We start from the raw sequence: 23,806 nt of genomic DNA, 5'->3' as shown, positions 1-23,806 counted from the left end.
TGCAGCACGTCACCGGCCGCCGAGGCCGGAGGTGACGATGCCCTTGACGAGGTGCTTCTGGAGCAGGACGAGCAGGATGACGGTCGGCAGCATCGAGATGACCGAGGCGGCCATGACGAGGTTCCACTCGGAGCCCTGCTGCCCGAAGAACTGCTGCAGGCCGAGCGGGATGGTGCCGTGGGCCTCCACGTCGTTCACGACGACGAGGGGCCAGAGGAACGAGTTCCAGTACGAGATGAACGAGAACACCGCGAGCACGGCCATCGTCGGGCGGGCGAGCGGCATCATCACCGAGAAGAAGGTGCGGACGGGTCCGGCGCCGTCCACCCGTGCGGCGTCGTCGAGCTCCTGCGGCACGGTGAGGAAGAACTGCCGGATCAGGAAGGCGCCGAGCGCGGTGAACGCCCACGGGATGATCAGCGCCTGGAACGTGTCGACCCACCCGAAGCCCTGCATCATCACGTACATCGGGATGACGAGGACGTCCTGCGGGATCATCAGCGTGACGAGGAACAGCATGAACACGGTGTTCCGCCCGCGCCAGCGCAGTCGCGAGAACGCGTACCCGGAGAGCACGGCCACGGCGACGTTGATCGCGGTGCCGACCGCCGCGACGAACACCCCGTTGAGGATGAACCGCGCGAACGGCAGGTAGGTGAACGCCTGGACGTAGTTGCTCCACTCGAGCGAGCGGCCCCAGAGCGTCGGCGGCGTGGTGAACACCTGGTCGGCGGGCTTCAGGCTCGTCGCGACCATGTACACGAGCGGCGAGACGAACAGCAGCGCGACGAGGCACAGCAGGGCGTACCCGATGGCGTGCCGCACCCGGCCCGGCCGTGGTGCTGCGGTCGTCCTGGCGACGGCACGGGGGTTGACCGACCGGTTCGACGTGGTGGCGAGGCCACCGCGGACCGCTTCACTCATAGTGCACCCACCGCTTCTGCCCGAGGAACTGGACGGCCGTGATCCCGAGGATGATGACGAACAGCACCCACGCGCCGGCCGAGGCCAGGCCGAGCTGCTGGTTCTGGAAGCCCGTGTTGTAGATGTACTGCACGAGGGTCTCGGTCGCCGTGCCCGGCCCGCCCTTCGTGAGGACGAACGGCTGCACGAACACCTGGAACGAGGTGATCAGCGTCATCATCGTCGCGAAGAACACCGACGGTGAGATGAGCGGGAACTTGATCGCCCAGAAGGTCTGCCAGGCGTTCGCCCCGTCGAGCTGCGAGGCCTCGATCTGGTTCTCCGGCACCGCGTCGAGCGCCGCCGAGAAGATCAGCATGTTGTAGCCGAAGCCCTGCCACACGCTCATCGCGACGATCGCGAGCATCGCCCAGTGCTCGTCGGCGAGGAAGTTCGGTGCGTGCACCCCGACGGTGGACTGCAGCGTCGCGTCGATCGCACCTCCCGGCTGGTACAGCATCCGCCACACCACGACGTTCGCGACGATCGGCGTGATGGTCGGGATGAAGAACAGCACCCGGAAGACGTGTCGCCCAGCGATCCTCGGCGTCAGCCAGGCGGCGAGCCCGAGCGACACGACGAGGTTGAGCGGCACGTACAGCACCACGAACAGCGCGGTGTTGAGGGTGACCGTGCGGAACACCGGGTCGGCGAAGAGCCGCGCGTAGTTCTCGACGCCGGCGAACGACCGCGCGCCGAGCGTCGGCCAGTTCATGAAGCTCACGACGAGCGACGCGATGATCGGGAACGCCGTGAACACGACGAGGCCGATGGAGTGCGGTGCGGCGAACGCGGCACCCCACCAGGTGCGGCGCCCGACGGGGCCTGGGTCGCCGCCCTGCCGGTTCGGCGTGGCCGTGCCGGCCGCCACGGCGGTCGCGACCGCCGGGACGGCCGCGGCGGCCGGTGGGTCCTGGATGGTGGTCATGCGACGACCTCCTCGTCGTTCGCGCGGTCCTGGGGGTGGGATGGGACGGACTGGAGGCTATGCGCACGACGTGCGCCGAGCCTCCAGTCCGTCGGCTGGTCACTGGGTGCCGAGCTGGCCCGCGATGGAGGACATGGTCTCCTTGCCGGAGGTCTGCCCGTTCACCGCCTGGAGCGCGTACTGCGTGAAGAGCTGGGACAGCTGGTCGCTCTGCTTGTTGCCGAGCAGCGGCGACGACTTCGCGAGTGCCGCCTTGAGCGCGGGCTCCGCGCCCTCGATGCCGGCGCTGGAGTACCAGGCGGCCTGTGCCGCGGTCCGACCGGGGAACGCGCGTCCCTGCTCGGCGAGCGAGGTCAGGACCTTCTCGCTGGTCATCGTCTGCACGGCCTTGAACGCCTGCTCCGGGTACTTGCACTGCTTCGAGACGCCGAAGCCGGACCCGGCCGCGAAGGTCGACGGCCCGGACGTCCCGGCGGGGAGCGTCGTCACGCCGAGGTCGAACTTCACCTTGGCCTTCTGGCTGATGAGCGACCACGGACCGTCGGTGTACATCGCGACCTTGCCCGCGGCGAAGTCGTTGCCCGGTGTCGACGAGTCGGACGACGCCTGCGTCGCGTAGCCCTTCTTCACCAGGCTGGCCATCCAGTCCAGGCCGTCCGCGAACTTCGCGTTCGTCGCGTCGAGCTTCCCGCTCGACGTGATCACCCGGCCGCCGTTGTAGCCGTAGATCATCGACTCCAGGTTGAGGTCGGCCACCGTCGAGCCGTACTCGGTGATGCCCTTCGCCTTGAGCGCCGCTCCGGCCGCTTCGAAGTCGTCGACGGTCCAGCCGGGCTGCGGCTCGGCCACACCGGCCTGCTTGAAGAGGTCCCTGTTGTAGAACATCATGATGGGCCCGGTGTCGTACGGCAGGCCGTAGAGCTTCCCGTCGACCTTCATGCCGTCGAGCGCCGTGCTGTCGAACGCGGACAGGTCCGTGCCGTCCTTCTTGGCGAGGTCGTCGAGCGGCAACAGCGACTCGGTGTAGTTCGCCGCGCGGAGCGACTGCATGCTCACGACGCACTGGGCGCTCCCGGCGCTCAGCTGCGTGCTGAGCTTCGTGAAGTAGTTCTCGAACGGAGCGCCCTGGATCGTCAGGGTGATGCCGTCCTCGCTCTTCACGGTGTCGGCGACCTTCTGCCAGGCGGCCTTGTCCTCCTTCCCGGCGATCCACATGGACCAGGTCAGGGCGTCCTTCGACTGGCTCCCGCCGGCGCTGCTGCCGGAGGAACAGCCGCTGAGCACGAGGGCCGCGGCTGCTGCTGCCGCGAGCCCGGCGATGATGCGTCGTCGTTGCATCGGAGTCTCCACTTCGTCGTGGTGATCGGGTGAGGGGGTGTGGTCAGGCGACGCGGACCGCGTCGCGTGGGGAGTCGACGGACCAGACCGGGCCGTCGGGGAACTCGTACGTGTCGAGGGAGTCGGCGAGCATCTCGGTGCCGGCTCCGGGAGCGGTGGGGGGCCAGTAGCGGCCGTCGTGCACGTCGACCGGGGTCACGAAGTGCTCGTGGAGGTGGTCGACGTACTCGATGCAGCGGGTGTCGAGGTCGCCGGACAGCGCCACGGCGTCGAACATCGACAGGTGCTGCACGGCCTCGCAGAGCCCGACACCGCCGGCGTGCGGGCAGACCCGGACGCCGTACTTGGCGGCGAGGAGCAGGATCGCGAGGTTTTCGTTGACACCGGCCACGCGGGTCGCGTCGATCTGCAGCACGCGCATCGCCTCGGCCTGGATGAGCTGCTTCGCGATGACCCGGTTCGCCATGTGCTCACCCGTCGCGACCGGGATCGGGGCGATGCGGCGGGCGATCTCGGCGTGGGCGAGCACGTCGTCGGGGCTCGTCGGCTCCTCGACCCAGGCGATGTCGAACGGTCGGAGTCGATCGATCCACGCCACGGCCTCGTCGACGTCCCACCGCTGGTTCGCGTCGACGGCGATCCGGATGTCCGGACCGACGACGGCGCGGGCGATCCCCATCCGGCGGACGTCCTCGTCGACGTCGCCGCCGACCTTGAGCTTGATCTGCGTGAAGCCCTCGTCGACGGCCTCCCGGCACAGGCGGGCGAGCTTGTCGTCGTCGTAGCCGAGCCACCCGGGGGTGGTCGTGTACGCCGGGTAGCCCTGCGCTTCGAGCCGCGCTCGACGGCTCGCGCGGAGCGGCTCGGCATCGCGGAGCATCGCGAGCGCCTCGGCGGGGGTGATCGCGTCGGTGAGGTACCGGAAGTCCACCAGGTCGACGAGCTCCTCGGGCGCGAGGCCGGCGAGGTGCGCCCAGAGCGGCTCCCCCGCGCGCTTCGCCCTGAGGTCCCAGAGGGCGTTCACGACGGCGCCGATCGCCATGTGCATGACGCCCTTCTCCGGGCCGAGCCAGCGGAGCTGCGAGTCGTGCACGAGTTCGCGCCAGGTGCCGCCCATGTCCGCCAGGAGCGCTTCGGCGTCGCGACCGACGACGTGTCCGCGGAGTGCGGCGATGGCGGCTTCCTGGACCTCGTTGCCTCGGCCGATGGTGAAGACGAAGGCGGATCCCGCGAGCCCGTCGAGTGCGTCGGTCGTGATCTCGACGGTCGCGGCGGAGTAGTCGGGCGCCGGGTTCATGGCGTCGGACCCGTCGTGTTCCCGAGAGGTCGGGAACCGGATGTCGCGCACGCGCAGACCGGTGATGCGGCTCATCGTGTCTCCTGCCCGTCCGGTCTCCGTCGACCGAACGAGGCAATCAAAACATCCGATGTCTACCGCGTCAAGCGTCTTTTTCGTCGCGTTCTGGCGTCATGTCCGCCACAACCACCCGATGACTGGCTGCGGGCCGGTTCGCACTCCCGGGCCGCGCCGAGTAGTCACGACATGCCGTCGGTGTGCCGCCGAGCGGTCACCACCCGTCGCTCCGCGGGCCGGCAGGCGACAGTTCGTGACCAGTCAGCGGACGTGAGCGGCACGTCGTGACACCTCGGGCAGTGAGAGACGGGCGGCGGACGGGAGGCCCGTGGCGGGCGGACACGAGCCTCCCGTCCGGCGGGCAGTCGCGACGCGACCCGCCGCAGACACGCGCCGAGTGGTCACGACAAGCCGTCGGCGTGCCGCCGAAGGGGCACGAAACGTCGCCTCGCGGGCCGGCAGGCGACAGTTCGCGACCAGTCAGCGGACGTGAGCGGCACGTCGTGACACCTCGGGCTACCAGGAGGCGCACAGACCGACTCAGGACGCGGCGAGCCGGCCCATCTCGGCGACCACGCCGCGGACGCGTGCAGCGAGCTCGTCACGCGAGCCGACGGAGACGCGGTGCGCGGTCTCGATGACCGCGGCCATCACGAGGGTCGTGGCCGTCCGGGCGGTGTCCGCGTCGGTGCGTTCGCACGCGACCTCGTACACCGCGAGCCGCGCATCGGCCATCCACTGCAGCATCGTCGGCACCATCTCGGGGCGGGCCTGGACGAGCGCCTTCATCCGGGAGCGGTCCTCGGGGAGCTCCACCGTGGACGCGACGAGGTCGCAGAGGTCGTGGACGAGCTGCCCGTCCGAGGCGAGGAACGCCTCGCGCGCGTGGTGCGGGATCGCCGTTCCCGGCAGCCCGAGGGCGGCGTGCCCCTTCGAGGAAAAGTAGTTGAAGAAGGTCCGGGTGGAGACGCCGGCCTCGGCGCAGATCTCCTCGACGGTGACGCCCGCGAGTCCGCGGTCGGTGACGAGTGCGAGCGCGGCTTCGTGCATGGCCTGCCGGGTGCGCTGCTTCTTGCGCTCCCGGAGGCCGCAGTGCTCGTCGTCGGTGGCGGTGGCGTCCGTGGCGGGCGCTTCGGTGGTGCTCACGGGGTGCTCCTGGTGCGGGTCGGGGCCTCCCGCAGTGCTGCGGGAGGCCCCGATGGTGCCTAGTTCGCTGAACGCGGACCCTGGACGGGGATCGAACCGGTGGACGGCGCCGTCGGCGAGCCCATCGTGTTCGCGGCCTCCACGGCCTGGGCCTCGAGGTCGTCGGCCGTGCCGTCGGCGTCGGCCTGCTCCTGCAGGGCCGAGCTCTTGCGGAGCGGCGGCGCCTTGAAGAACCAGCTGAGGACGAACGCCAGCAGGATCACGGCGAACCCGACCCAGTAGACGGTCACGGCCGAGGTGTTGAACCCGGTCATGAACGGCCGCGTGAGCGCCGGTGCCGCGCCGTTGAGGTAGGACGTGTCGCTCGTCTCGGAGCTGCTGCTGCCGCTCGTGGAGGACGATGCCTTGTCCATCTGCTTGACGACACCAGGGACGACCTGGTCGACCCAGTACGTGCGCTCGGCCTTGTCGGACCAGTCGACGACCAGTGCGCCGTTCTCGACCGTGGCGTGCGCCTTGTCGGCGGCAGCGGCGAGCGCCTGGCTCTCCGCCTCAGGCAGTGCCGCAGCGACCTGCTGGTCGATGATCCCCTGCGCTGCGGCGGCCGGGACGGCGCCTGCTGCGACCTGCTGCTGGACACCAGCGGTCACCTGCTGCGTGACGGCCTGGTCGGCAGCCTGCTTCGCGGCGCTCGTCGCATCGGTCAACCCGGAGGAGACCTGCTGCTTGATCGGGGTGACGATCGGGTTCCAGATCTGGTCCATGACGCCCTGGTTGGCCTTCGCCGACGCGACGGTCGGGTTGAGCGCGGCGTCGAGCGCACCGGTCAGGTTCTGCTTGTCGGCCGTGGCGTGCACGATGTTCGCCGGCATGATCGAGAACAGGACGCTCAGGAGCACCGCGGTGCCGAGCGTTCCACCGATCTGGCGGAAGAACGTCGCCGAGCTCGTCGCCACACCCATGTCGCGTGGCTGGACCGAGTTCTGCGAGGCGAGCGTGATGCTCTGCATGAGCTGACCGAGGCCGAGCCCGATGAGGAACATGCCGATCATCAGGAACCAGAGCGGCTTGTCGATCGTCATGAACGTCAGGACGACGTAGCCGATCGAGACCAGCGCGGTCCCGATGACCGGGAACTGACGGTACTTGCCCGTGCGGGCGACGATCTGGCCGGAGGCGATCGACGCGATCATCAGGCCACCGATCATCGGCAGCGTGGCGAAGCCCGACTCGGTCGGGGTCAGCCCGGTCACGATCTGCAGGTACAGCGGGATGGTCAGCATGGCGCCGAACATCGCGAAGCCCACGAGGAAGCCGAGGATGGTCGCCATCGAGAACACGCCGGAGCGGAAGAGCTTCAGCGGGATGATCGCGTCGTCCTTCATCAGCGTCTCGATCACCAGGAACGCGACGAGACCCACGGCACCGGTCACGTAGCAGGCGATCGCGCCGGCCGAGCCCCAGCCCCAGGTGCGGCCCTGTTCGGCCACGAGGAGCAGCGGGACGAGGGTCACGATGACCGAGGTGGCGCCCCACCAGTCGATGCGCGGCTTCGCCTTGGCGTCACCGAACTTCGGGAGGTGCAGGAACGCGATGACCATCAGCAGCGCGCCGACGCCGATCGGGACGTTGATCAGGAACACCCAGCGCCATCCGGTGACTCCGAGGATGCTCGACGCACCGGCGAAGAGCCCACCGATGAGCGGGCCGATGACCGAGGAGATGCCGAAGACGGCGAGGAAGTAGCCCTGGTACTTGGCACGTTCACGCGGGGCGAGGATGTCGCCCATGATCGCCAGCGGCAGCGACATCAGCGCGCCGGCACCGATGCCCTGGAAGGCACGGAAGGCGGCGAGCATGATCATCGACGTCGACATGGTCGAGAGCAGCGATCCGAGGATGAAGACCGCGATGCCGAAGATGTAGAGCGGGCGACGACCGAAGACGTCGGAGAGCTTGCCGTAGATCGGCGTGGTGATCGTGCTCGCGATGAGGTACGCGGTCGTCACCCAGGCCTGCTGGTCGAGTCCGTGCAGGTCGTCGCCGATGGTGCGGATCGCCGTGCCGACGATCGTCTGGTCGAGCGAGGACAGGAACATCCCGGCCATGAGGCCGTAGATGACGAGGAGGATCTGGCGGTGCGACATGATCGGCTTGCCCGGCGTGCTCGCCGGTGCTGATGATCGCCCGCGCTGCACCTCGACGGGTGCGGTGGCAGTTGACATGGGGGTCCTTCTGGAGTGCTGATGGCGGATCGGTGCGCGTCGGTGCGTGGTGGTCGCGAGGGACGCCGGGGCTTGCGCGGCGGGTCAACCTTGCAGACGCTGCAACTTTACACCACAAGCACGTTTGCCGCCAATGCAAACTTTCCCATTGCGCACGTTTGGTGAACACACCCTCAGGTAGCGTCGACGCATGGGGCGGACGACCTGGACCGATGTACCGGCGACGCTGCGGGGGCAGGTCGAGGAGATGCTCGGGGGTCGGGTGGTCACGGCCGAGTCGCAGGCCGGTGGGTACTCCCCCGGCGGAGCCGACCGGGTGGTGGCCGACTCCGGTCGACGGGCGTTCGTGAAGACGCTGTCGCGCCGGACGAACCCGGACGGGTACGGCTTCCACGAGCGTGAGGCAACGGTGATGGCCCACATCCCGCCGAGCGTGCAGGCGCCCCGCCTGCTCGGCACGCTGCGCGCCTCCGTGCACGACGACGACTGGATCGCCCTGGTGCTGGACGACGTGGACGGTGCGCACCCGGGTAGCGCGGACGTCACCGCCGTGCTGGACGCGCTCGACACCCTGCCCGTCGCGGCCGGCCCGCTCGCCGACCTGCCACGTGCCGCACCGGACCTCGCCGAGGAGTTCGCCGCGTGGGACCGGATGCTGGCGACCGGGCTCGACGCCACCACCGGGACGGGCGATCCCGTGGTCCCACCCGACGTCGCCGCCCATGCCGCCCACTTCGCCGCGGTCGCGCGCGCCGGTGCCGCGGCGGTCGACGGCGAGCACCTCGTCCACCTCGACTGCCGTGCGGACAACCTGCTCGTCGACGCGGACGGCGTCGTGTGGGTGGTCGACTGGCCGTGGGCGGGGATCGGCGCGCACTGGCTCGACCCGCTCACCTACCTGCTCGACACCTTGGTGCGGGGCGACGACGTCGACGTCGAACACCACCTGGCGACGCACCGGGTGTTCGGCGGCGCGACACCGGAGGCGGTCGACGCGGTCCTCGCCGGGCTCGCCGGGATGTTCTTCGAGAAGGCCGGCCGCCCCGCACCGCCGAACATGCCGACGATCCGCGCGTTCCAGCGGGCAGAGGGCATCGCTGCCGCACGGTGGCTCCTCCGCCGGGGGCACTGACCGGAACCCCACGCGCGCCGACCTGGGCCACCGACGGCCGTGCGCATCCAGGTCGGGGAACCGCGACGGGGCCGCCAGCACGGTCGGCACCGATCGGGGTACCTCGAGGACCCAGGAGACACGTCGGGCACGCGCGTACCGTCGCACCGATGAACGACGAGAACGGAAGCAATCGTCCGGAGGACGACGCCGCACGCCTGGGACTCGTCGTCGTCGGCGAGGCAGCAGCCCTGCACTCCGGTGACGAAGCCGCCTTGGACGCGAGCGAGGACAACATCCGGGAGACCGTGGACGACCTGGTCGACGAGCCGCTGACCCGACGGCAGGAGGAGGTCGTCCAGCGCCTCGCCTCCGCAGGCGGCACCATCGCCGCCGGCCTCAGCGGTGCACTCGCCGCACAGACCGACCGCTCGGTGGACGACGTCCTGGCGGGTGCCGCCCGTGCGGTCGTCTGGCAGCAGCGCATGACCGCGGACCAGGACCGCCGCATGGAGCGGGACGGTACCGACGAAGCGGCCGCACGCGTCGAGCAGGACGACCAGACCGAACGCGACGCCCACGCCGAGTACGACCGGGACGAGCACGGTGACCGTGGCGGCCGTGTGGACGCCGACCGGAGTGACTCCGACGACCGTCGGCAGGACGGCCGCCACCGCGACGACCGCTGACCCGCCGCGCCGCACCGCGCCGGGCAGCACTGCGCCGGGCACCGCACCGCGGTAGCCGCGCCGCACCGGAGCACGCCGCGCAACACGGGGTCACGAACGAGCAGTCGTCGCCAGCCCTTCCGTAGCGTTGCGCCCATGCCGAAGCGACTCCTGCTCAACGTGTTCGAGATGAACTGCGTCGGACACATCACGCACGGCCTCTGGCGCATCCCGGGCAACAACCGGCACCGCTACAACGACATCCGGTACTGGACCGAGCTCGCACGCACCGCAGAGGCCGGCCAGTTCGACGCGATCTTCATCGCGGACGTCCTCGGCGCCTACGACGTGTACGGCGGCTCCGCTGCGCCGGCACTCCGCGAGGGCCTGCAGATCCCGAACAACGACCCGATGCTCGTCGTCCCCGCGATGGCCGCCGTCACGGACCACATCGGCTTCGGCATCACGTTCTCCACGAGCTACGAGCCGCCGTTCGCCTTCGCCCGGCGGATGTCGACCCTCGACCACCTGACGAACGGCCGCGTCGGCTGGAACGTCGTGACGAGCTACCTGCCGAACGCCGCCCGGAACTTCGGGCTCGCCACGGAGATCCCGCACGACACCCGGTACGAGATCGCCGACGAGTACCTCGAGGTCCTCTACCAGCTGTGGGAGGGCTCGTGGGAGGACGGCGCCGTCCTCCGTGACGCGGCGAACGGCGTCTACACGGACCCGGGCAAGGTCCACCCGATCGACCACGTGGGCGAGCACTTCAGCGTCGCCGGACCGCACCTGTCCGAGCCGTCGCTGCAGCGCACCCCGACGCTGTTCCTGGCGACGGGCTCCCCCGCCGGCATCGCCCGCGCCGGCAAGCACGCCGAGGTCGTCTTCACCGGCGGCCACGGCGTGCAGCGGACCGCCGACGCCGTCCGCGACGCCGCACAGGGCGCCGGTCGCGACCGCGGGGACGTCAAGTTCGTCACGCAGGCAGCGGTGATCACGGCGCCGACCCAGCGCGAGGTCGAGGACAAGGTCGCCCAGTACAAGGCCTTCGCCAGCGAGGAGGGCCCGCTCATCCACGGCAGCGTCCCCTTCGACGCACTGTCGCACCCGCGGAACCGCACGGTCCGCGACGCCCTCGAGGCCGAGGGCGTCGCGGGCGGCGAACGACTCGTCGGCCGGGTCGCGCTCGACGCCACGGTCGGCGAGCTCATCGACCGCGTGAACGAGGCGTGGAACGGTGCCTTCTGGGCGGCCGGCGTGCCGGAGGCGGTCACCGAGCAGATCGAGGGGTGGCTCGACGACGACGGCATCGACGGGATCAACCTGCGCCAGTACCACTCGTTCGACACGGTGCGCGACTTCGGCACGTACGTCACGCCGCTGCTGCGCGAGCGCGGTCGCCTCCCCGAGCGCTACGCAGACGGCGAGACGCTGCGCGAGCGCGTGACGGGAGGCCCGGCTCGGCTCCCCGCATCGCACCCGGCCGCCACGTACCGGCACACGAGCGTCTCCGCCTGAGCAGACCGGCGCGCGTCCGGCACCGGCCCGGCGAGGGTCCGCTCGTTCAGCGGCCGAGCAGTCGGCGGACGCCGTCCGTCACCACGCGCCGGGTGAGCGCACCGTCACGTCGTGCCTTGGCGCGGAGCGCCGCTCCCTCCCAGAGGTCGACGAGCTGCGCACCGACGAGCTCGGCATCGAGCGACCCCGGCACGTCACCCTGCTCCTGCGCCAGCCGTACGGCCGTCGCGAGCTGCGCGACCCACTCGTCGAAGACCCCGTCGACGTGTGCCGCGACGTCGGGCTCGTCCGTCGCGGTGTCGATCGCGAGGTTCCCGAGCAGGCACCCGTACCGGAACTCGATCCCCGCCAGCCGTTCGAGCATCGCGTCGAAGTAGCCGGTGATCCGGTCGAGCGCGCGCGGCACCGAGTCGTCGACGACCATCCCGATCGGCGACGCCGCGGCGAACCGGTCGGCCGCGACGATCGCGAGGTCGGCCTTCGACCGGAAGTGGTTGTAGAACGAGCCCTTCGGCGCCCCCGCGGCACCCGTGATCGCGGCCACGCCGGTCCCCGCGTAGCCGTGCTGGTGGAACTCGACGACTGCGGCGTCGACGATCGCGTCGCGGAGACTGGCTCGGGGCATGGGTCGATCTTCTCATCCGGGGAATAAGACGACCGGTCATATTGATCACCTTCACAGCGGCGTCGACCGGCGCCCCGACGGAAGGAACCCACCATGACCGGACTCAACGGACAGATCGTCCTCGTCACGGGCGCGAACGGCGGCCTCGGCACGGAGTTCGTGCGCCAGGCGCTCGAGCGCGGCGCGACGAAGGTGTACGCCGCAGCGCGACGCCCCCGCGACTGGGAGGACGCACGCATCGTCCCCCTGGTGCTCGACGTGACGGACGAGGCATCGGTCACCCGTGCCGCTGCCGAGGCGAGCGACGTCACGGTGGTCGTGAACAACGCCGGTCTGCTGCGTGCTGGCGGACTCGTCGACGGCCCGCTCGACGACATCCGCGCGCAGATCGAGACGAACCTGATCGGGCCGCTCCTGGTCACGCGTGCCTTCGCGCCCCTGCTCCGCGCGGCGCACGGCACGGTCGTCAACGTCGCGTCGATCCTCAGCTGGCTCGCCGGCAGCGGCGCGTACGGCGTCTCGAAGGCCGGGCTCTGGTCCGCGACGGACTCCACGCGGCTCGAACTGGCGAGCGACGGCGTACAGGTCGTCGGCGCCTACCTCGGGTACACCGACACCGCGATGACGGACGGCGTCGACGCTCCGAAGAACACCCCGGAGGAGGTCGTGACGGCGGTGTTCGACGGCGTGGAGTCCGGCGAGCACGAGGTCCTGGCGGACGAGCTCACCCGCACGGTGCGTGCATCGCTCGGCGCGCCGGTCAGCGAGCGCTACACCGCCCTCGCCGGCTGACGCTTCCCACCCACGACGCCCGCTACGAGCGCCACCAGGTGTCGAACGGGGTCGCGGGGACCCGGCGCTTGTGCTCGGTGGCGCGGTACCGGGCCTCGATCGCCTCGGCGACCTCGACGGGGACGTCGTGCCCCTGCAGGTACGCGTCGATCTCGGCGTAGCTCAGGCCCAGGTTCGCCTCGTCCGTCTGTCCGGGGAGGTCGTCGAGCAGGTCGGCGGTCGGCGCCTTCTCGTACAGCCGGGCCGGGGCGCCCAGGTGCTCGAGGAGCTGCCGCCCCTGGCTCTTCGTCAGCCCGGTCAGCGGCGTGATGTCGACGCCGCCGTCGCCGTACTTCGTGAAGAACCCGGTCACGGCCTCTGCCGCGTGGTCGGTCCCGACGACGATGAGCCCGCGCTGCCCGGCGACCGCGTACTGGGCAACCATGCGCATCCGGGCCTTGACGTTGCCCTTCACGAAGTCGCTGAGCTCGACGCCCGCGCCGGTCGTGTCCTGGACGACCCCGTCGACACCGTGCTCGATGTTCACGGTGATGCCAGGCTCCGCGGCGATGAACTGCAGCGCGAGCTGGGCGTCGTCCTCGTCCGCCTGCACCCGGTACGGCATCCGCACCGTGGTGAAGGAGACGTCGTGCCCGTCGGCGCGGAGCGACTCGACCGCGAGCTGGGAGAGCCGTCCGGCGAGGGTCGAGTCCTGCCCGCCGCTGATCGCGAGGACGAGGCCCTTCGCGCCGGTCGTCGTCAGGTAGTCGCGCAGGAAGCCGACGCGACGCGACACCTCCTCGGCCGGGTCGATGGTCGGCTGGACGTCGAGGGCCGCGGCGATGGCGGCTTGCAGTTCACGCACGTGCCCAGTATTCACCGTTGGGCGCGCGCCTTCACGGCCACGTCCTCGGACCGCTTCTGCCGCCACATCCGAGCGGGCTGGTCCGGGCCGTCCCAGACCTGCACGGCACCCCATGCCGCGGCGAGGAGCGGCACGGACATCACGGCACCCGTGATGCCGGCGAGGACGGTCCCGGCGGTCAGGCCGACCAGGATCACGAGGCCGTGCAGCTTGAGCGTCCGGCCCATCAGCACCGGCTGGAGGAAGTTGCCCTCGAGCTGGTTCACGAGGACCACGATGCCGACCACGACGAGGGCCTGCACCGGCCCGAGCGCGACCAGGGCGACGAGCGCGGCGAGGATCCCGGCAGCGGTGGCACCGACGATCGGGATGAAGGCGGTGATGAACACGACGACCGCCAGGGGCAGCGCGAGCGGCACGCCGACGATCGCGATGCCGACCCCGATGCCGATGGCGTCGACGGCCGCCACCGCCGCCGTCCCACGGACGTAGCCGCCGAGCGTCGACACGACACGGTCCCCGACGCGACGGGCACGCGCGTAGCCGGACCCCGAGAACGGACGGAGCAGGAACTCCCAGATCCGCGGGCCGTCCTTGAGGAAGAAGAACAGCACGACGATCATCAGGACGAGCCCGGTGAGGAAGTTCGCCGTCGCCGACGCCCCGGCGAGTGCGCCGGACCCGAACTGGGCGCTCGTGATGAAGTCGGTGACGGTCTTCGTGGCGTCCTGGATCTGCGAGTGCGAGATCGAGATCGGCAGCGACGTCACCCAGCCCTGCAGCTGCTGGAAGCCGTCGACGGCGGAGTCCTGCAGGTCGGACCACTGGTTCTCGACGGCGACGACGATGAGCCAGCCGAGGAGCCCGAGCACGACGAGCACCCCGAGGAGCACCGCCAGCGTCGCGAGGACCGACGGCACCCGGTGCTTCCGGAGCCAGGACACGACGGGGTGCATCGCGGACGCGATGATGAGCGCGATCAGCACGGGGATGGTGACGACGCTCAGCGTGCTCGCGGCGAAGACGATCCCGGCGACGATGACGAGCACGATGATCACCTGCAGGCACCGCGTCGCGAGCCGGCCGAACGAGTCGGACCACGCTTTCCTGGGGCCGGCGACCGCTTCGACGGGCTCGGGTGCTGACGTTCGGAAGAGGGGCATGGTGGTCCTTGTCGGTGACGTCGCTGACGTGCGGCGCGATCGGCGGTCGAACGCTCCCCCCGATGATGTCAGGGTGTCGGTGGATACGCTCAGGGTCGTGACGACGACGTTCCCGCGCAGCTCCCCGTCCGCCCTCGGCATCGACGCCTCCGGCATCGACGCCCTCGTCCGTGCACTGGAGGCAGCGCCAGGCGTCGAACCGCACGGCCTCATGGTGCTCCGGCACGGGCAGGTCGCCGCCGAGGGGTGGTGGACGCCGTACTCCGCCGACCGACCGCACCTGCTGTACTCGCTGAGCAAGAGCTTCACCGCGGCGGCCGTCGGCATCGCGAGCCGCGAGGGCATCGTCGACCTGGACAGCACCGTCGTCAGCCACTTCCCCGAACTGGACGCGGAGGTCACCGACGCGCGCAGCCGGTCCATGACGCTGCGGAACATCCTGGCGATGTCGAGCGGCCACCGCGAGGAGACCCTCGACCGGGCGCGTGCGATCGACCCGACGGACATCGTCCGAGGCTTCCTCCTGCTCCCTCCCGACGAGGACCCCGGCACCGTCTTCGCCTACAACCAGCCCTGCACGTACACGCTCGCAGAGATCGTCCGCCGGGCGAGCGGGACCTCCCTCGTCGCGTACCTGCGCCCGCGCCTGTTCGATCCCCTCGGCATCGAGCAGGTGTCCTGGAAGCAGGACGAGCACGGCAAGGAGCTCGGCTTCAGCGGCTGCTACGCCACGACGGAGTCGATCGCGAAGCTCGGCCAGCTGTACCTGCAGCGCGGCGTGTGGGACGGCGAGCGGATCCTCGACGAGGACTGGGTCGAGGCGGCCACCCGCACGCAGGTCGCGAACCCGGGTGAGGAGAACCCGGACTGGAGCCAGGGCTACGGCTACCAGTTCTGGATGGCTCGGCACGGCTTCCGCGGCGACGGCGCGTACGGCCAGTTCTGCGTCGTGCTGCCGGAGCACGACGTCGTCGTCGCCATGACCGGCCAGAGCACCGACATGCAGGCGGTCCTCGACGCGGTGTGGGAGCACCTGCTGCCGGCGATCGACCGCGACGGCCCGGCGGACACCGTGGACCTGTCCGCGCTCGCGTTGCGGCCGGTGCCCGGTGGGCGGCTCGGCCTGGAGGCTCGTGGCACCTACGCACGCGCGTCCCGTTCCGGGGTCCCCGGCCTGGAGTCCGTGGTGCTCGAGCAGGACGGCGAGCGGTGGGTGGTGACGCTGCACCAGGACGGCTCCGCCGTGCGTGCCGTCGTCGGCGAGGACGAGTGGGCCGTCGACGGCTCGACCGCGGCGGGCGCCGCGACCGACGACGACGGACGCGTGCTGGTCGCCGTCCGGTTCGTCGACACCCCGCACCTGCTGTGGGTCCGCCTCGACGCCGGGGACCGGACGTTCGCGGCACGGTGGGCGACCGAGCCGCTGCACGACACGGTCGCCACCCTGCACCGCCCGACGGCCGACTAGCGCGTCACCAGGGGACGACGCCGCCGTCGTCGAAGAACCCGCCACGGGGTCCGTCGTCGGGCAGGGTCGCGAGCCGGACGGCCGTCGCGGCGCCCTGCTCGGGCGACCGGTCCCCGGCGAACCCGTTGAAGTCGGTCGCGACGAGCCCGGGGCACGCGGCGTTCACGATGACCGGGGTGTCCTGGAACGCCCGCGCGTACTGCACCGTGATGCCGTTGAGGAAGGTCTTCGACGACGAGTACACGCCCATCACCGGACCCGGCTGCCGCTCGAGCGAGCCCATGCTGCTCGACGTGTTCACGATCCTCGGGTGCTCGGACCGGCGGAGCATCGGCAGCATCGCGTTCGTCACGCGGATCACGCCGTACACGTTCGTGTCGACGACCGTCCGGAGGTCGTCGAGGTCCATCGTCGTCGGGTCCTGCCCCCACGTGACGGGGTCGAACGGTCCCGAGATCCCCGCGTTGTTGACGAGCACGTCGAGCGTGCCGAACCGCTCCTCGAGCTCGCGTGCCGCAGCCGCGACGCTCTCGTCGCTCGAGACGTCGATCCGCACGCTCGTCGCGTCGATCCCCTCGGCGGCCAACCGGGCCGCGGCGTCCGAACCGGCCGTCTCGTTCCGTGCGCCGACGACGACACGCAGGCCGAGCCTCCCGAGCGATTCCGCGATCGCGAAGCCGATCCCCTTGTTCGCCCCGGTGACCAGGGCGGTCGTTGCTGTTGTCATGCTCCGATCCTCGGTCCGCGCCCACACCCCCGTCCAAGACCCGTTGGGTGTCCATCGATACCCGGCGGGTATCGGGCGACGTAGGCTCCGTGGTGTGGACGATCTCGAGACGCGCGAACTCCGGTACTTCGTGACCGTGGCCGAGGAGCTGCACTTCGGCCGTGCCGCCGCACGCCTCGGCATGTCCCAGCCGCCGCTGTCCCGCGCCATCCGGCAGCTCGAACAGCGGATCGGGACGGAGCTCTTCGAGCGGAACCCCCGGGGCGTCACGTTGACGGCCGCCGGCACGGTCCTGTTCGGCGATGCCGGGCCAGCACTTGCGGCCGTGGCAGCCGCCGGCCGGCGAGCCCAGCGGGCGGGACGCCGGACGCGCCGCCTCGTGCTCGCCGTGAAGGCGGGTGCCGACCACGAGCTCCTGCAGGCGTTCCTCGACGTGCAGGACGCGGACCCCGACGCCCTGCCGATCGAGGTCGTGTTCGGCGAGGTCCACGAGCAGGCGGCGTTCCTCCGCGACGGCACGGCGGACATCGCGCTCATGCACCGCACGTACGACGACCTGACCGGTTTCGACGCCGAGGACCTGCGGACCGAGCAGCAGGTCGCGATCCTGCCCAGGACGCACCCGCTGGCGGCACGGCCGGCGCTCTCCACCGCCGACCTGCGCGACCTGCCGGACCTGCCAGCCGCCAGGTGGCCCCGCGTCGACGGCACCTACCCGGACGGACCGGGTCCCGAGGTCCGCTCGCAGGCCCAGCTCGCGCAGCTCGTCGCCCTCGGGCGGACGGTCATCGTCATCCCGCGGTCGAGCCGCACCCTGCAGTGGCCGGAGCACGTCGCGGTCCCGGTGCTCGACGCCGCGCTCGCGACGACCGTGATCGCGTGGCCCGCCGCCTCCACGTCGCCGGACGTCGCCCGCGCGGTGCGGAACGCAGTCAGCGCCGCAGAGACGTTCGCGGCGTCGCGGACGGCCTGACCGGCCGCGACCTCAGATCTCGACGTCGCTGCCCATCGTCACGGTGCGCTGCGGCGGCAGACCGAAGCGGGCCGCCGGGTCCGCGGCGTTGTGGGCGAGCCCGACGAACAGCTTCTTCCGCCAGGACACCATGCCCCGGTTGCCACGCATCGGCCGGAGTGCACCGCGGGAGATGAAGTAGGACGCCTCGGCCATGTCGTCAGGGTCGAGGTCGAGCACCTCGGACAGGCAGGCCGCGTGCAGGGCGTGCGGCAGGTCCTGGTCGTCGGAGAACCCGAACTTCACGGTGATGTGCTCGATGCCGTCGTCGGTGTACCCGAGGTCGTCGCGGACGAAGGCCTTGGCGTGCGGGACGTGCGGGACGTTCGCCGTGATGACGGAGACGATGATGACGTGCTTGTGCACCACGTGGTTGTGCTCGACGTTCGCACGGAGGGCCAGCGGCGTCGTGTCCTTGTTCGGGTGCGGGAAGACCGCGACGCCCCGGACCCGCGGCACGTGCTTCGTGTTGATCTTCTCGATGAACTCGTCGAGGGACCCCTCGCGCTCCTGCCGCTCCTGCTGCACGAGCTGCCGTCCCCGACGCCACGTCGTCATGACGGTGATCACCGCGAGGGCGATGAGGAGCGGCACCCACCCGCCGTGGATCACCTTCGACAGGTTGCCGGCGAGGAAGGTCAGCTCCAGGCCGCCGAACACGACCGCCGCTGCGACGAGCTTCCACGTCGCCCAGTGCCAGAGCGGCTTCACCACGAGGAGCAGCAGGAGCGTGTCCGTGACGAGCGCCCCGGTCACCGACACCCCGTACGCCGTCGCCAGGCTCGCCGACGACCGGAACGCGAGCATGATCGCCATCACGCCGATGAACAGCAGCAGGTTCACCGCGGGCAGGTAGATCTGCCCGCCCTCCTGCTTGGAGGTCTGCCGGATCGTCAGTGGCGGCAGGAGCCCCAGCTGGACGGCCTGACGGGTGAGCGAGAACGCCCCGGAGATGACCGCTTGGCTGGCGATGACCGTCGCGGCCGTCGCGAGCACCACGACCGGGAGCTGCGCCCAGTTCGGGAAGAGCAGGAAGAACGGGTCCTTCGTCGCCTCCGGGTGCTCGAGCACGAGCGCCGCCTGCCCGAGGTAGTTGAGGACCAGCGCGGGGAACACCACGAAGAACCACGCACGGAGGATCGGCACCCGGCCGAAGTGCCCCATGTCCGCGTAGAGCGCCTCGGCACCGGTGATCACCAGGACGACGGCACCCATCGCGACGAACGAGATGAACGGGTGCGCGAAGACGAACGCGATCGCCCACGTCGGGGACAGCCCCTGCAGGACGCCGGGGTGCTGGAAGATCATCGGGAGGCCGGCCACCGCGATCACGACGAACCAGAGCAGCATCACGGGGCCGAACAGCGACCCGACCTTGCCGGTGCCGAACCGCTGCACGAAGAACAGGATCACGAGGATGACCGCGGCGATCGGCACGATGAGGTGCCCGACCGCCGGCGCCGCGGTGCCGAGGCCCTCGACCGCGGACAGCACGGAGACCGCCGGGGTGATCACGGAGTCGCCGTAGAACAGCGAGACCCCGACGATCCCCACGATGAGGAAGATCGTCGACCCGCCGCGGCGCTTGGCGTACAGCCGACGGGCCAGTGCGGCGAGCGCCATCACGCCGCCCTCGCCGTTGTTGTCCGCGCGCATGAGCACGAGGACGTACTTGATCGACACGATGATCGTGATGCTCCAGAACATCATCGAGATCACGCCGTAGACGTCCTCGGGGATCGGCTTCACGATCCCGCCGTCGATCGTGAACACCGTCCGCAGAGAGTACAGCGGGCTGGTTCCGATGTCGCCGAAGACGACCCCGAGCGCGGCCAGCGCCAGGGCCGTCACGCCCTTGGGGCCGCCGTGTCCGGCAACGGCGTCGTCGACGGGTGCGGTGTCCTGACCATGCGCGGCGTCCTCGCCGACAGGAGCCGCGGAGTGGGTGTCCGTCACGCTCGATCTCCTCGAATCCAGTCGCCAGGGAAGCGGCCAGCGATCATCCTGCCACCGTCCGACGTGCACGCTCGCAGCCACGGCTCGACCGTTTGGGAAGTGCAAACGACACCTGTCGCCTAACGGGCGTATCCTGACGCCATGAAGGCACTGCAGTACCGCACCATCGGTTCCCGACCGGAGCTCGTCGAGATCCCGAAGCCCGCTCCCTCGGCGTCGGAGGTCCTGCTCCGCGTCACCGCCGCCGGGGCCTGCCACTCGGACGAGTTCATCATGGGCACGTCCGCCGAGGACTACTGGTTCAAGCCCGTCCCGCTGACGCTCGGCCACGAGGTCGCCGGCGTCGTCGAGGCGATCGGCGAGGGCGTGCACGGTGTCGAGGTCGGCGAGTCCGTCCTGGTCTACGGACCGTGGGGTTGCGGCCGCTGCTACGCCTGCGCATCGGGCGAGGAGCAGAACTGCGAGCACGGGATGCGCGCACCCGGCATCTTCAGCGACGGCGGCATGGCGGAGTACATGATCGTCGACGACGCCCGCCACCTGGTGCCGATCGGCGACCTCGACCCCGTCGCGAACGTGTCGCTGACCGATGCCGCGCTGACCCCGTACCGCGCCGTGAAGTCCGCGCTCCCCCGGCTGACCCCCGGCACCACCGCCGTCGTCATCGGCTCCGGCGGCCTCGGTCACGTCGCGATCCAGCTCCTCAAGGCGCTCACGCAGTCGACCGTCGTCGTGCTCGACGTCGACGACGACAAGCTGTCGTTCGCCGAGTCGGTCGGCGCCGACCACACCTTCCTGTCGAACCCCGACGCGATCGAGAGCGTCAAGGGCATCACGCGCGGCCTCGGCGCCGACGTCGTGTTCGACTTCGTGGGCATCCAGCCGACCGCCGACCTCGCAGCGGGCATGATCCGCGTCGCCGGTGACATCGTCGTCGTCGGTGTCGCGACGGGCGCCGTCCCGGTCGGGCAGACCACCGTGCCGCTCGACGTCAACGCGCGGGCGATCAACTGGGGGTCCCGCACCGAGCTCATGGAGGTCGTGGAGCTCGCCAAGAAGGGCGCGATCTCGATCCACGTCGAGGAGTACTCGATGGACCAGGCGACCGAGGCCTACGACCGCCTGCACGCCAGCAAGGTACGTGGACGCGCCGTGGTGGTGCCGACCCGCTGAGCCGCCAGCGGCTCCGGTCGCGACCGGACGACGGACGGGAGGCGCGGTGCCGGCTGGCACCGCGCCTCCCGTCCGTCACGGGGTCACCATCTCGATCCCGTCACGCGCCCGCCGGTTCGAAGTCGCCTGGTGCCCAGCTCCGGTCGAGGTAGGGACCGAGCGGGCCGTAGAGCCGGAAGTACGAGAACCAGTGCTTGCCGGGGATCGTCTGCACCCAGTTGCTCGTCCCGCTCACCGGTGGTTCCGGACCGAAGTGCAGCACGACCGAGCCGTCCGACTCCACCACGAGGTCCCGGTCGCGGCTGCCACGGTCGCCGCGCTGCTGCTCGTTGTCGATGAGACACCGCGTCCCGACGTCGTACACCGTGACCGACCAGAACAGTGCGGCCGGCACGTCGCGCGGCACCGTGAGCTCGTAGGACCGGCCGCCGTCGAGCCACGCACCCGTGGCATCCGTGTACGCACCGAGGTACGCCTGCCCCTTGCCGGGGGTCGTGCTCTTCATCGCCGACGAGAAGCTCACCGCCTCTTAGAACCACGATGCACGCTCCAGCAGCTCGTCGTACCAGGGCCCCCGCTGTGCCGAGTCCGAGAGGACGACCGCGAAGTCCCACTGCCGGTCCGGGCGGTAGCGCGCGTCGGGGAAGCGCTTCGCGAAGGTGTTCGCCTGTGCCATGCGCTCCCCGTCGGCAGCCGCCCGTTCCAGCACCGTGACGAGCCGCTCGTCCGGCGCGAACGGACTCCCAGGCTCGATCCCGAGCTGTCGCAGCATCGCCAGGAAGAACCGGTCCCGCTCGTCGACCACCTCGGTCTGGTAGATGCGGTGCAGCACCTCCCAGTAGGCGATGCCCCGCGGTTGATCGCCCGACCACGGCCGCCCGTCCGGCGAGATCAGCCGGGTCGCCGGCGGATCGTCGTGCTCCGCCAGGGGATGCACGCGCACCGCCGCCGCCAGGGCCGCCCCACGCTCCGGATCCGGGTCGAGCGTGCGGAACCCGAACATCACGTTGACCCCGCTGGACCGGATCACCGACCAGCTCGGGTCGTGCTCGGGGACGTCCTGCCCAGGAGCGACGACGAGCGTCGTCCCGCCGCGCCCGGCGTCAGCCCCCATCTCGCCGAGGACGCCGCACTCGCGCTGCCAGAAGTCCGACACCCCGCCCGCCGTCGGTCCCGTTGGGAGCTCGAGCACGAGCGGACCGGTCTCCGACAGGTCGAAGAAGTTCAGGATGTACGGAGTCGTCGCGTTGGCCGTGATCAGCCCGAGCTTGTCCCGGTAGGTGACGTAGTGCACGAGGTCGTGCTGCGTCGCGCCGAACACCTCGCGGTGCTGGGCGCTCCAGTGCGCGTAGGACACGATCGGCAGCGCCCACAGGTAGGTCATGCAGGCGAGCTGGTGGTCGAGGTCGTCGAAGATCGCCGGCAGGCTGTCGCGCGGCGGGAGGTCGGTACCGTTCTCCGCATCGGTGGTCATGCCAGCGATCGTCGTCCCGAGCCGCCCTGGCGACATCACCCCAGCAGGGTGAGCGTCACTCCTCCATCTGGAGCGCCTTGCCGCGCATCACCAGCAGCGGATCAGGCGGCAGCGCGACCGACGTGTCCTTGTCCTCGTAGTCGAACTGCGCGAGGAAGTACCGCATCGCGTTCACGCGGGCGCGCTTCTTGTCGTTCGACCGGACGATCGTCCACGGCGCGTACCGCTTGTCGGTGCGGCGGAACATCTCCTCCTTCGCGGCGGTGTAGTCGTCCCAGACCCGGAGGGACGCGACGTCGTTCGGCGAGAGCTTCCACCGGCGGACGGGGTCCAGCTGGCGGATCGCGAACCGAGTGCGCTGCTCCTTGCGCGTCACCGAGAACCAGAACTTCGTGACGTGGATGCCCGAGTCGACGAGCATCCGCTCGAACGACGGTGCCTGCGCCATGAACGTCTCGTACTCCTCGTCCGAGCAGTACCCCATCACGCGCTCGACGCCGGCACGGTTGTACCAGGAGCGGTCGAACATCACGATCTCCCCGGCGCTCGGCAGGTGCTCGACGTACCGCTGGAAGTACCACTGGCCCTGCTCGCGCTCGCTCGGCTTCGACAGGGCGACGACACGGGACGTCCGGGGGTTCAGGTGCTCGGTGAAGCGTTTGATCGTGCCGCCCTTGCCGGCGGCGTCGCGGCCTTCGAACAGGATGATCGCGCGACGGCCCTCGTCCTCGAGCCAGTACTGCAGCTTCAGCAGCTCGACCTGCAGGCGGTACTTCTCGTACTCGTACTCGTCGCGGTCCATCCGCTCGCGGTACGGGTAGTCCTCTTTCCAGGTGTGGATCGGGTTGCCCTCGGGATCGATCAGTTCCGGATCGGCGGTGTGGGCGCTCCCGACGGTGTACCCGCGCGTCCGCAGGTCCTCGATGTACTCGCGCAGGTCTCCGATGGGGGCGACGTCCAGCACGGGGTCCTCCTCGCCCGCGCGGGGTCGGTTGCGCGGCTCACCCCGGTATAGCAACCCGGGGTGAACAACGGACATCGTCGACCACACGCTCAGTCCGGCGTCCTCCGACCCCGTGGGTCGGCGTGGACGTTCGGTGTCGCCACGGCTACCGGCCGCGTTTCGCCTTGCGGAGGGCGAAGCGCCACAACCAGATGCCGGCACCGAGCCAGAAGATGCCGAGCGCCGTGTTCACGACAGCCAGGACAACGTCGAGATCCGGCCGGATGAAGCGGACGATCGACGTCGTCATGAAGACCGAGCCGAAGGCGAGGGCGATCGTGCCCAGGACCTTCGCGCTCACCACGTCCACCGAGC

The 23,806-nt window shown here is 70.4% G+C and carries 22 protein-coding genes; 7 read left to right on the top strand and 15 right to left on the bottom strand.

Features of this window, described 5'->3' with window-relative positions:
- Nucleotides 1–9: 9 nt before the first annotated feature.
- The 6 genes from ACEN9V_RS14885 to ACEN9V_RS14860 all read right to left on the bottom strand — a co-directional run bounded on the left by ACEN9V_RS14885 (nucleotide 10) and on the right by ACEN9V_RS14860 (nucleotide 7,954).
- Nucleotides 10–924, bottom strand: a complete 915-nt coding sequence (locus ACEN9V_RS14885) for a carbohydrate ABC transporter permease (RefSeq protein WP_413600948.1) — start codon at nucleotides 922–924, stop codon at nucleotides 10–12.
- Nucleotides 917–1,891 (bottom strand): carbohydrate ABC transporter permease, encoded by a 975-nt coding sequence (locus tag ACEN9V_RS14880; RefSeq protein WP_413600947.1) that lies wholly within the window; start codon nucleotides 1,889–1,891, stop codon nucleotides 917–919. Before ACEN9V_RS14880 ends, ACEN9V_RS14885 begins: the two co-directional genes overlap by 8 nt.
- Nucleotides 1,892–1,990: 99 nt before the next feature.
- Nucleotides 1,991–3,229, bottom strand: a complete 1,239-nt coding sequence (locus ACEN9V_RS14875; protein WP_413600946.1) for an ABC transporter substrate-binding protein — start codon at nucleotides 3,227–3,229, stop codon at nucleotides 1,991–1,993.
- Nucleotides 3,230–3,272: 43 nt separating this feature from the next.
- Nucleotides 3,273–4,601: an enolase C-terminal domain-like protein gene (locus ACEN9V_RS14870; RefSeq protein WP_413600945.1), complete on the bottom strand. Its 1,329-nt coding sequence runs from the start codon at nucleotides 4,599–4,601 to the stop codon at nucleotides 3,273–3,275.
- A gap of 522 nt (nucleotides 4,602–5,123) precedes the next feature.
- Entirely contained in the window at nucleotides 5,124–5,729 is a 606-nt protein-coding gene (locus ACEN9V_RS14865) for a TetR/AcrR family transcriptional regulator (protein ID WP_413600944.1), read from the bottom strand.
- Between the two features lie 59 nt (nucleotides 5,730–5,788).
- Entirely contained in the window at nucleotides 5,789–7,954 is a 2,166-nt protein-coding gene (locus ACEN9V_RS14860) for an MDR family MFS transporter (protein WP_413600943.1), read from the bottom strand.
- A gap of 190 nt (nucleotides 7,955–8,144) precedes the next feature.
- Between ACEN9V_RS14860 and ACEN9V_RS14855 the strand changes: the two genes are divergently transcribed.
- The 3 genes from ACEN9V_RS14855 to ACEN9V_RS14845 all read left to right on the top strand — a co-directional run bounded on the left by ACEN9V_RS14855 (nucleotide 8,145) and on the right by ACEN9V_RS14845 (nucleotide 11,254).
- A complete protein-coding gene (locus ACEN9V_RS14855; protein ID WP_413600942.1) occupies nucleotides 8,145–9,086 on the top strand; it encodes a phosphotransferase in 942 nt (313 codons plus the stop codon).
- Nucleotides 9,087–9,235: 149 nt separating this feature from the next.
- Nucleotides 9,236–9,754: a hypothetical protein gene (locus ACEN9V_RS14850; RefSeq protein ID WP_413600941.1), complete on the top strand. Its 519-nt coding sequence runs from the start codon at nucleotides 9,236–9,238 to the stop codon at nucleotides 9,752–9,754.
- A gap of 135 nt (nucleotides 9,755–9,889) precedes the next feature.
- Nucleotides 9,890–11,254 carry an NtaA/DmoA family FMN-dependent monooxygenase gene (locus ACEN9V_RS14845; protein ID WP_413600940.1) on the top strand — a complete coding sequence of 455 codons (1,365 nt, stop codon included), beginning with the start codon at nucleotides 9,890–9,892 and terminating at the stop codon, nucleotides 11,252–11,254.
- 46 nt (nucleotides 11,255–11,300) lie between these two features.
- Here the strand turns inward: ACEN9V_RS14845 and ACEN9V_RS14840 are convergent, their stop codons facing one another.
- Nucleotides 11,301–11,879, bottom strand: coding sequence for a TetR/AcrR family transcriptional regulator (locus ACEN9V_RS14840; RefSeq protein ID WP_413600939.1), 579 nt, complete (start codon nucleotides 11,877–11,879; stop codon nucleotides 11,301–11,303).
- Between the two features lie 93 nt (nucleotides 11,880–11,972).
- On the opposite strand from ACEN9V_RS14840, the gene ACEN9V_RS14835 reads away from it, so the two are divergent.
- Nucleotides 11,973–12,671 carry an SDR family oxidoreductase gene (locus ACEN9V_RS14835; RefSeq protein ID WP_413600938.1) on the top strand — a complete coding sequence of 233 codons (699 nt, stop codon included), beginning with the start codon at nucleotides 11,973–11,975 and terminating at the stop codon, nucleotides 12,669–12,671.
- A 22-nt stretch (nucleotides 12,672–12,693) separates the two neighbouring features.
- On the opposite strand, the gene nadE is transcribed toward ACEN9V_RS14835, so the two are convergent.
- Both nadE and ACEN9V_RS14825 read right to left on the bottom strand, forming a co-directional pair.
- Nucleotides 12,694–13,515, bottom strand: coding sequence for an ammonia-dependent NAD(+) synthetase (gene nadE, locus ACEN9V_RS14830; RefSeq protein ID WP_281265814.1), 822 nt, complete (start codon nucleotides 13,513–13,515; stop codon nucleotides 12,694–12,696).
- An 11-nt stretch (nucleotides 13,516–13,526) separates the two neighbouring features.
- Entirely contained in the window at nucleotides 13,527–14,678 is a 1,152-nt protein-coding gene (locus tag ACEN9V_RS14825; protein ID WP_413600937.1) for an AI-2E family transporter, read from the bottom strand.
- 97 nt (nucleotides 14,679–14,775) lie between these two features.
- Here ACEN9V_RS14825 and ACEN9V_RS14820 point away from each other — a divergent pair, with 97 nt between their 5' ends.
- On the top strand, nucleotides 14,776–16,146 hold the full coding sequence (locus tag ACEN9V_RS14820) for a serine hydrolase domain-containing protein (RefSeq protein WP_413600936.1): 1,371 nt from the start codon (nucleotides 14,776–14,778) through the stop codon (nucleotides 16,144–16,146).
- Between the two features lie 4 nt (nucleotides 16,147–16,150).
- On the opposite strand, the gene ACEN9V_RS14815 is transcribed toward ACEN9V_RS14820, so the two are convergent.
- On the bottom strand, nucleotides 16,151–16,873 hold the full coding sequence (locus ACEN9V_RS14815; RefSeq protein WP_413600935.1) for an SDR family oxidoreductase: 723 nt from the start codon (nucleotides 16,871–16,873) through the stop codon (nucleotides 16,151–16,153).
- A gap of 94 nt (nucleotides 16,874–16,967) precedes the next feature.
- Here ACEN9V_RS14815 and ACEN9V_RS14810 point away from each other — a divergent pair, with 94 nt between their 5' ends.
- The gene (locus ACEN9V_RS14810; protein WP_413600934.1) at nucleotides 16,968–17,846 is read left to right on the top strand and encodes a LysR family transcriptional regulator; all 879 of its coding nucleotides are present in this window, start codon (nucleotides 16,968–16,970) and stop codon (nucleotides 17,844–17,846) included.
- Nucleotides 17,847–17,858: 12 nt separating this feature from the next.
- Here the strand turns inward: ACEN9V_RS14810 and ACEN9V_RS14805 are convergent, their stop codons facing one another.
- The gene (locus tag ACEN9V_RS14805) at nucleotides 17,859–19,841 is read right to left on the bottom strand and encodes a potassium transporter Kup (protein WP_413600933.1); all 1,983 of its coding nucleotides are present in this window, start codon (nucleotides 19,839–19,841) and stop codon (nucleotides 17,859–17,861) included.
- A 141-nt stretch (nucleotides 19,842–19,982) separates the two neighbouring features.
- Between ACEN9V_RS14805 and ACEN9V_RS14800 the strand changes: the two genes are divergently transcribed.
- Nucleotides 19,983–21,014, top strand: a complete 1,032-nt coding sequence (locus tag ACEN9V_RS14800; protein ID WP_413600932.1) for an NAD(P)-dependent alcohol dehydrogenase — start codon at nucleotides 19,983–19,985, stop codon at nucleotides 21,012–21,014.
- A gap of 100 nt (nucleotides 21,015–21,114) precedes the next feature.
- On the opposite strand, the gene ACEN9V_RS14795 is transcribed toward ACEN9V_RS14800, so the two are convergent.
- From ACEN9V_RS14795 to ACEN9V_RS14780, 4 genes are all read right to left on the bottom strand, one after another.
- Nucleotides 21,115–21,519, bottom strand: coding sequence for a DUF1214 domain-containing protein (locus ACEN9V_RS14795; protein WP_413600931.1), 405 nt, complete (start codon nucleotides 21,517–21,519; stop codon nucleotides 21,115–21,117).
- A 24-nt stretch (nucleotides 21,520–21,543) separates the two neighbouring features.
- A complete protein-coding gene (locus ACEN9V_RS14790) occupies nucleotides 21,544–22,488 on the bottom strand; it encodes a DUF1254 domain-containing protein (RefSeq protein ID WP_413600930.1) in 945 nt (314 codons plus the stop codon).
- Between the two features lie 55 nt (nucleotides 22,489–22,543).
- Nucleotides 22,544–23,452: a polyphosphate kinase 2 gene (ppk2, locus tag ACEN9V_RS14785; RefSeq protein ID WP_413600929.1), complete on the bottom strand. Its 909-nt coding sequence runs from the start codon at nucleotides 23,450–23,452 to the stop codon at nucleotides 22,544–22,546.
- Nucleotides 23,453–23,597: 145 nt separating this feature from the next.
- On the bottom strand, nucleotides 23,598–23,801 hold the full coding sequence (locus tag ACEN9V_RS14780) for a hypothetical protein (RefSeq protein ID WP_413600928.1): 204 nt from the start codon (nucleotides 23,799–23,801) through the stop codon (nucleotides 23,598–23,600).
- Between the last annotated feature and the right edge of the window lie 5 nt (nucleotides 23,802–23,806).

Source organism: Curtobacterium sp. Curtsp57 (assembly GCF_047324335.1).
GTDB lineage: Bacteria > Actinomycetota > Actinomycetes > Actinomycetales > Microbacteriaceae > Curtobacterium.
Note: the sequence above shows the minus strand (reverse complement) of the source record. Positions and strands in the feature narration are given on the sequence as shown.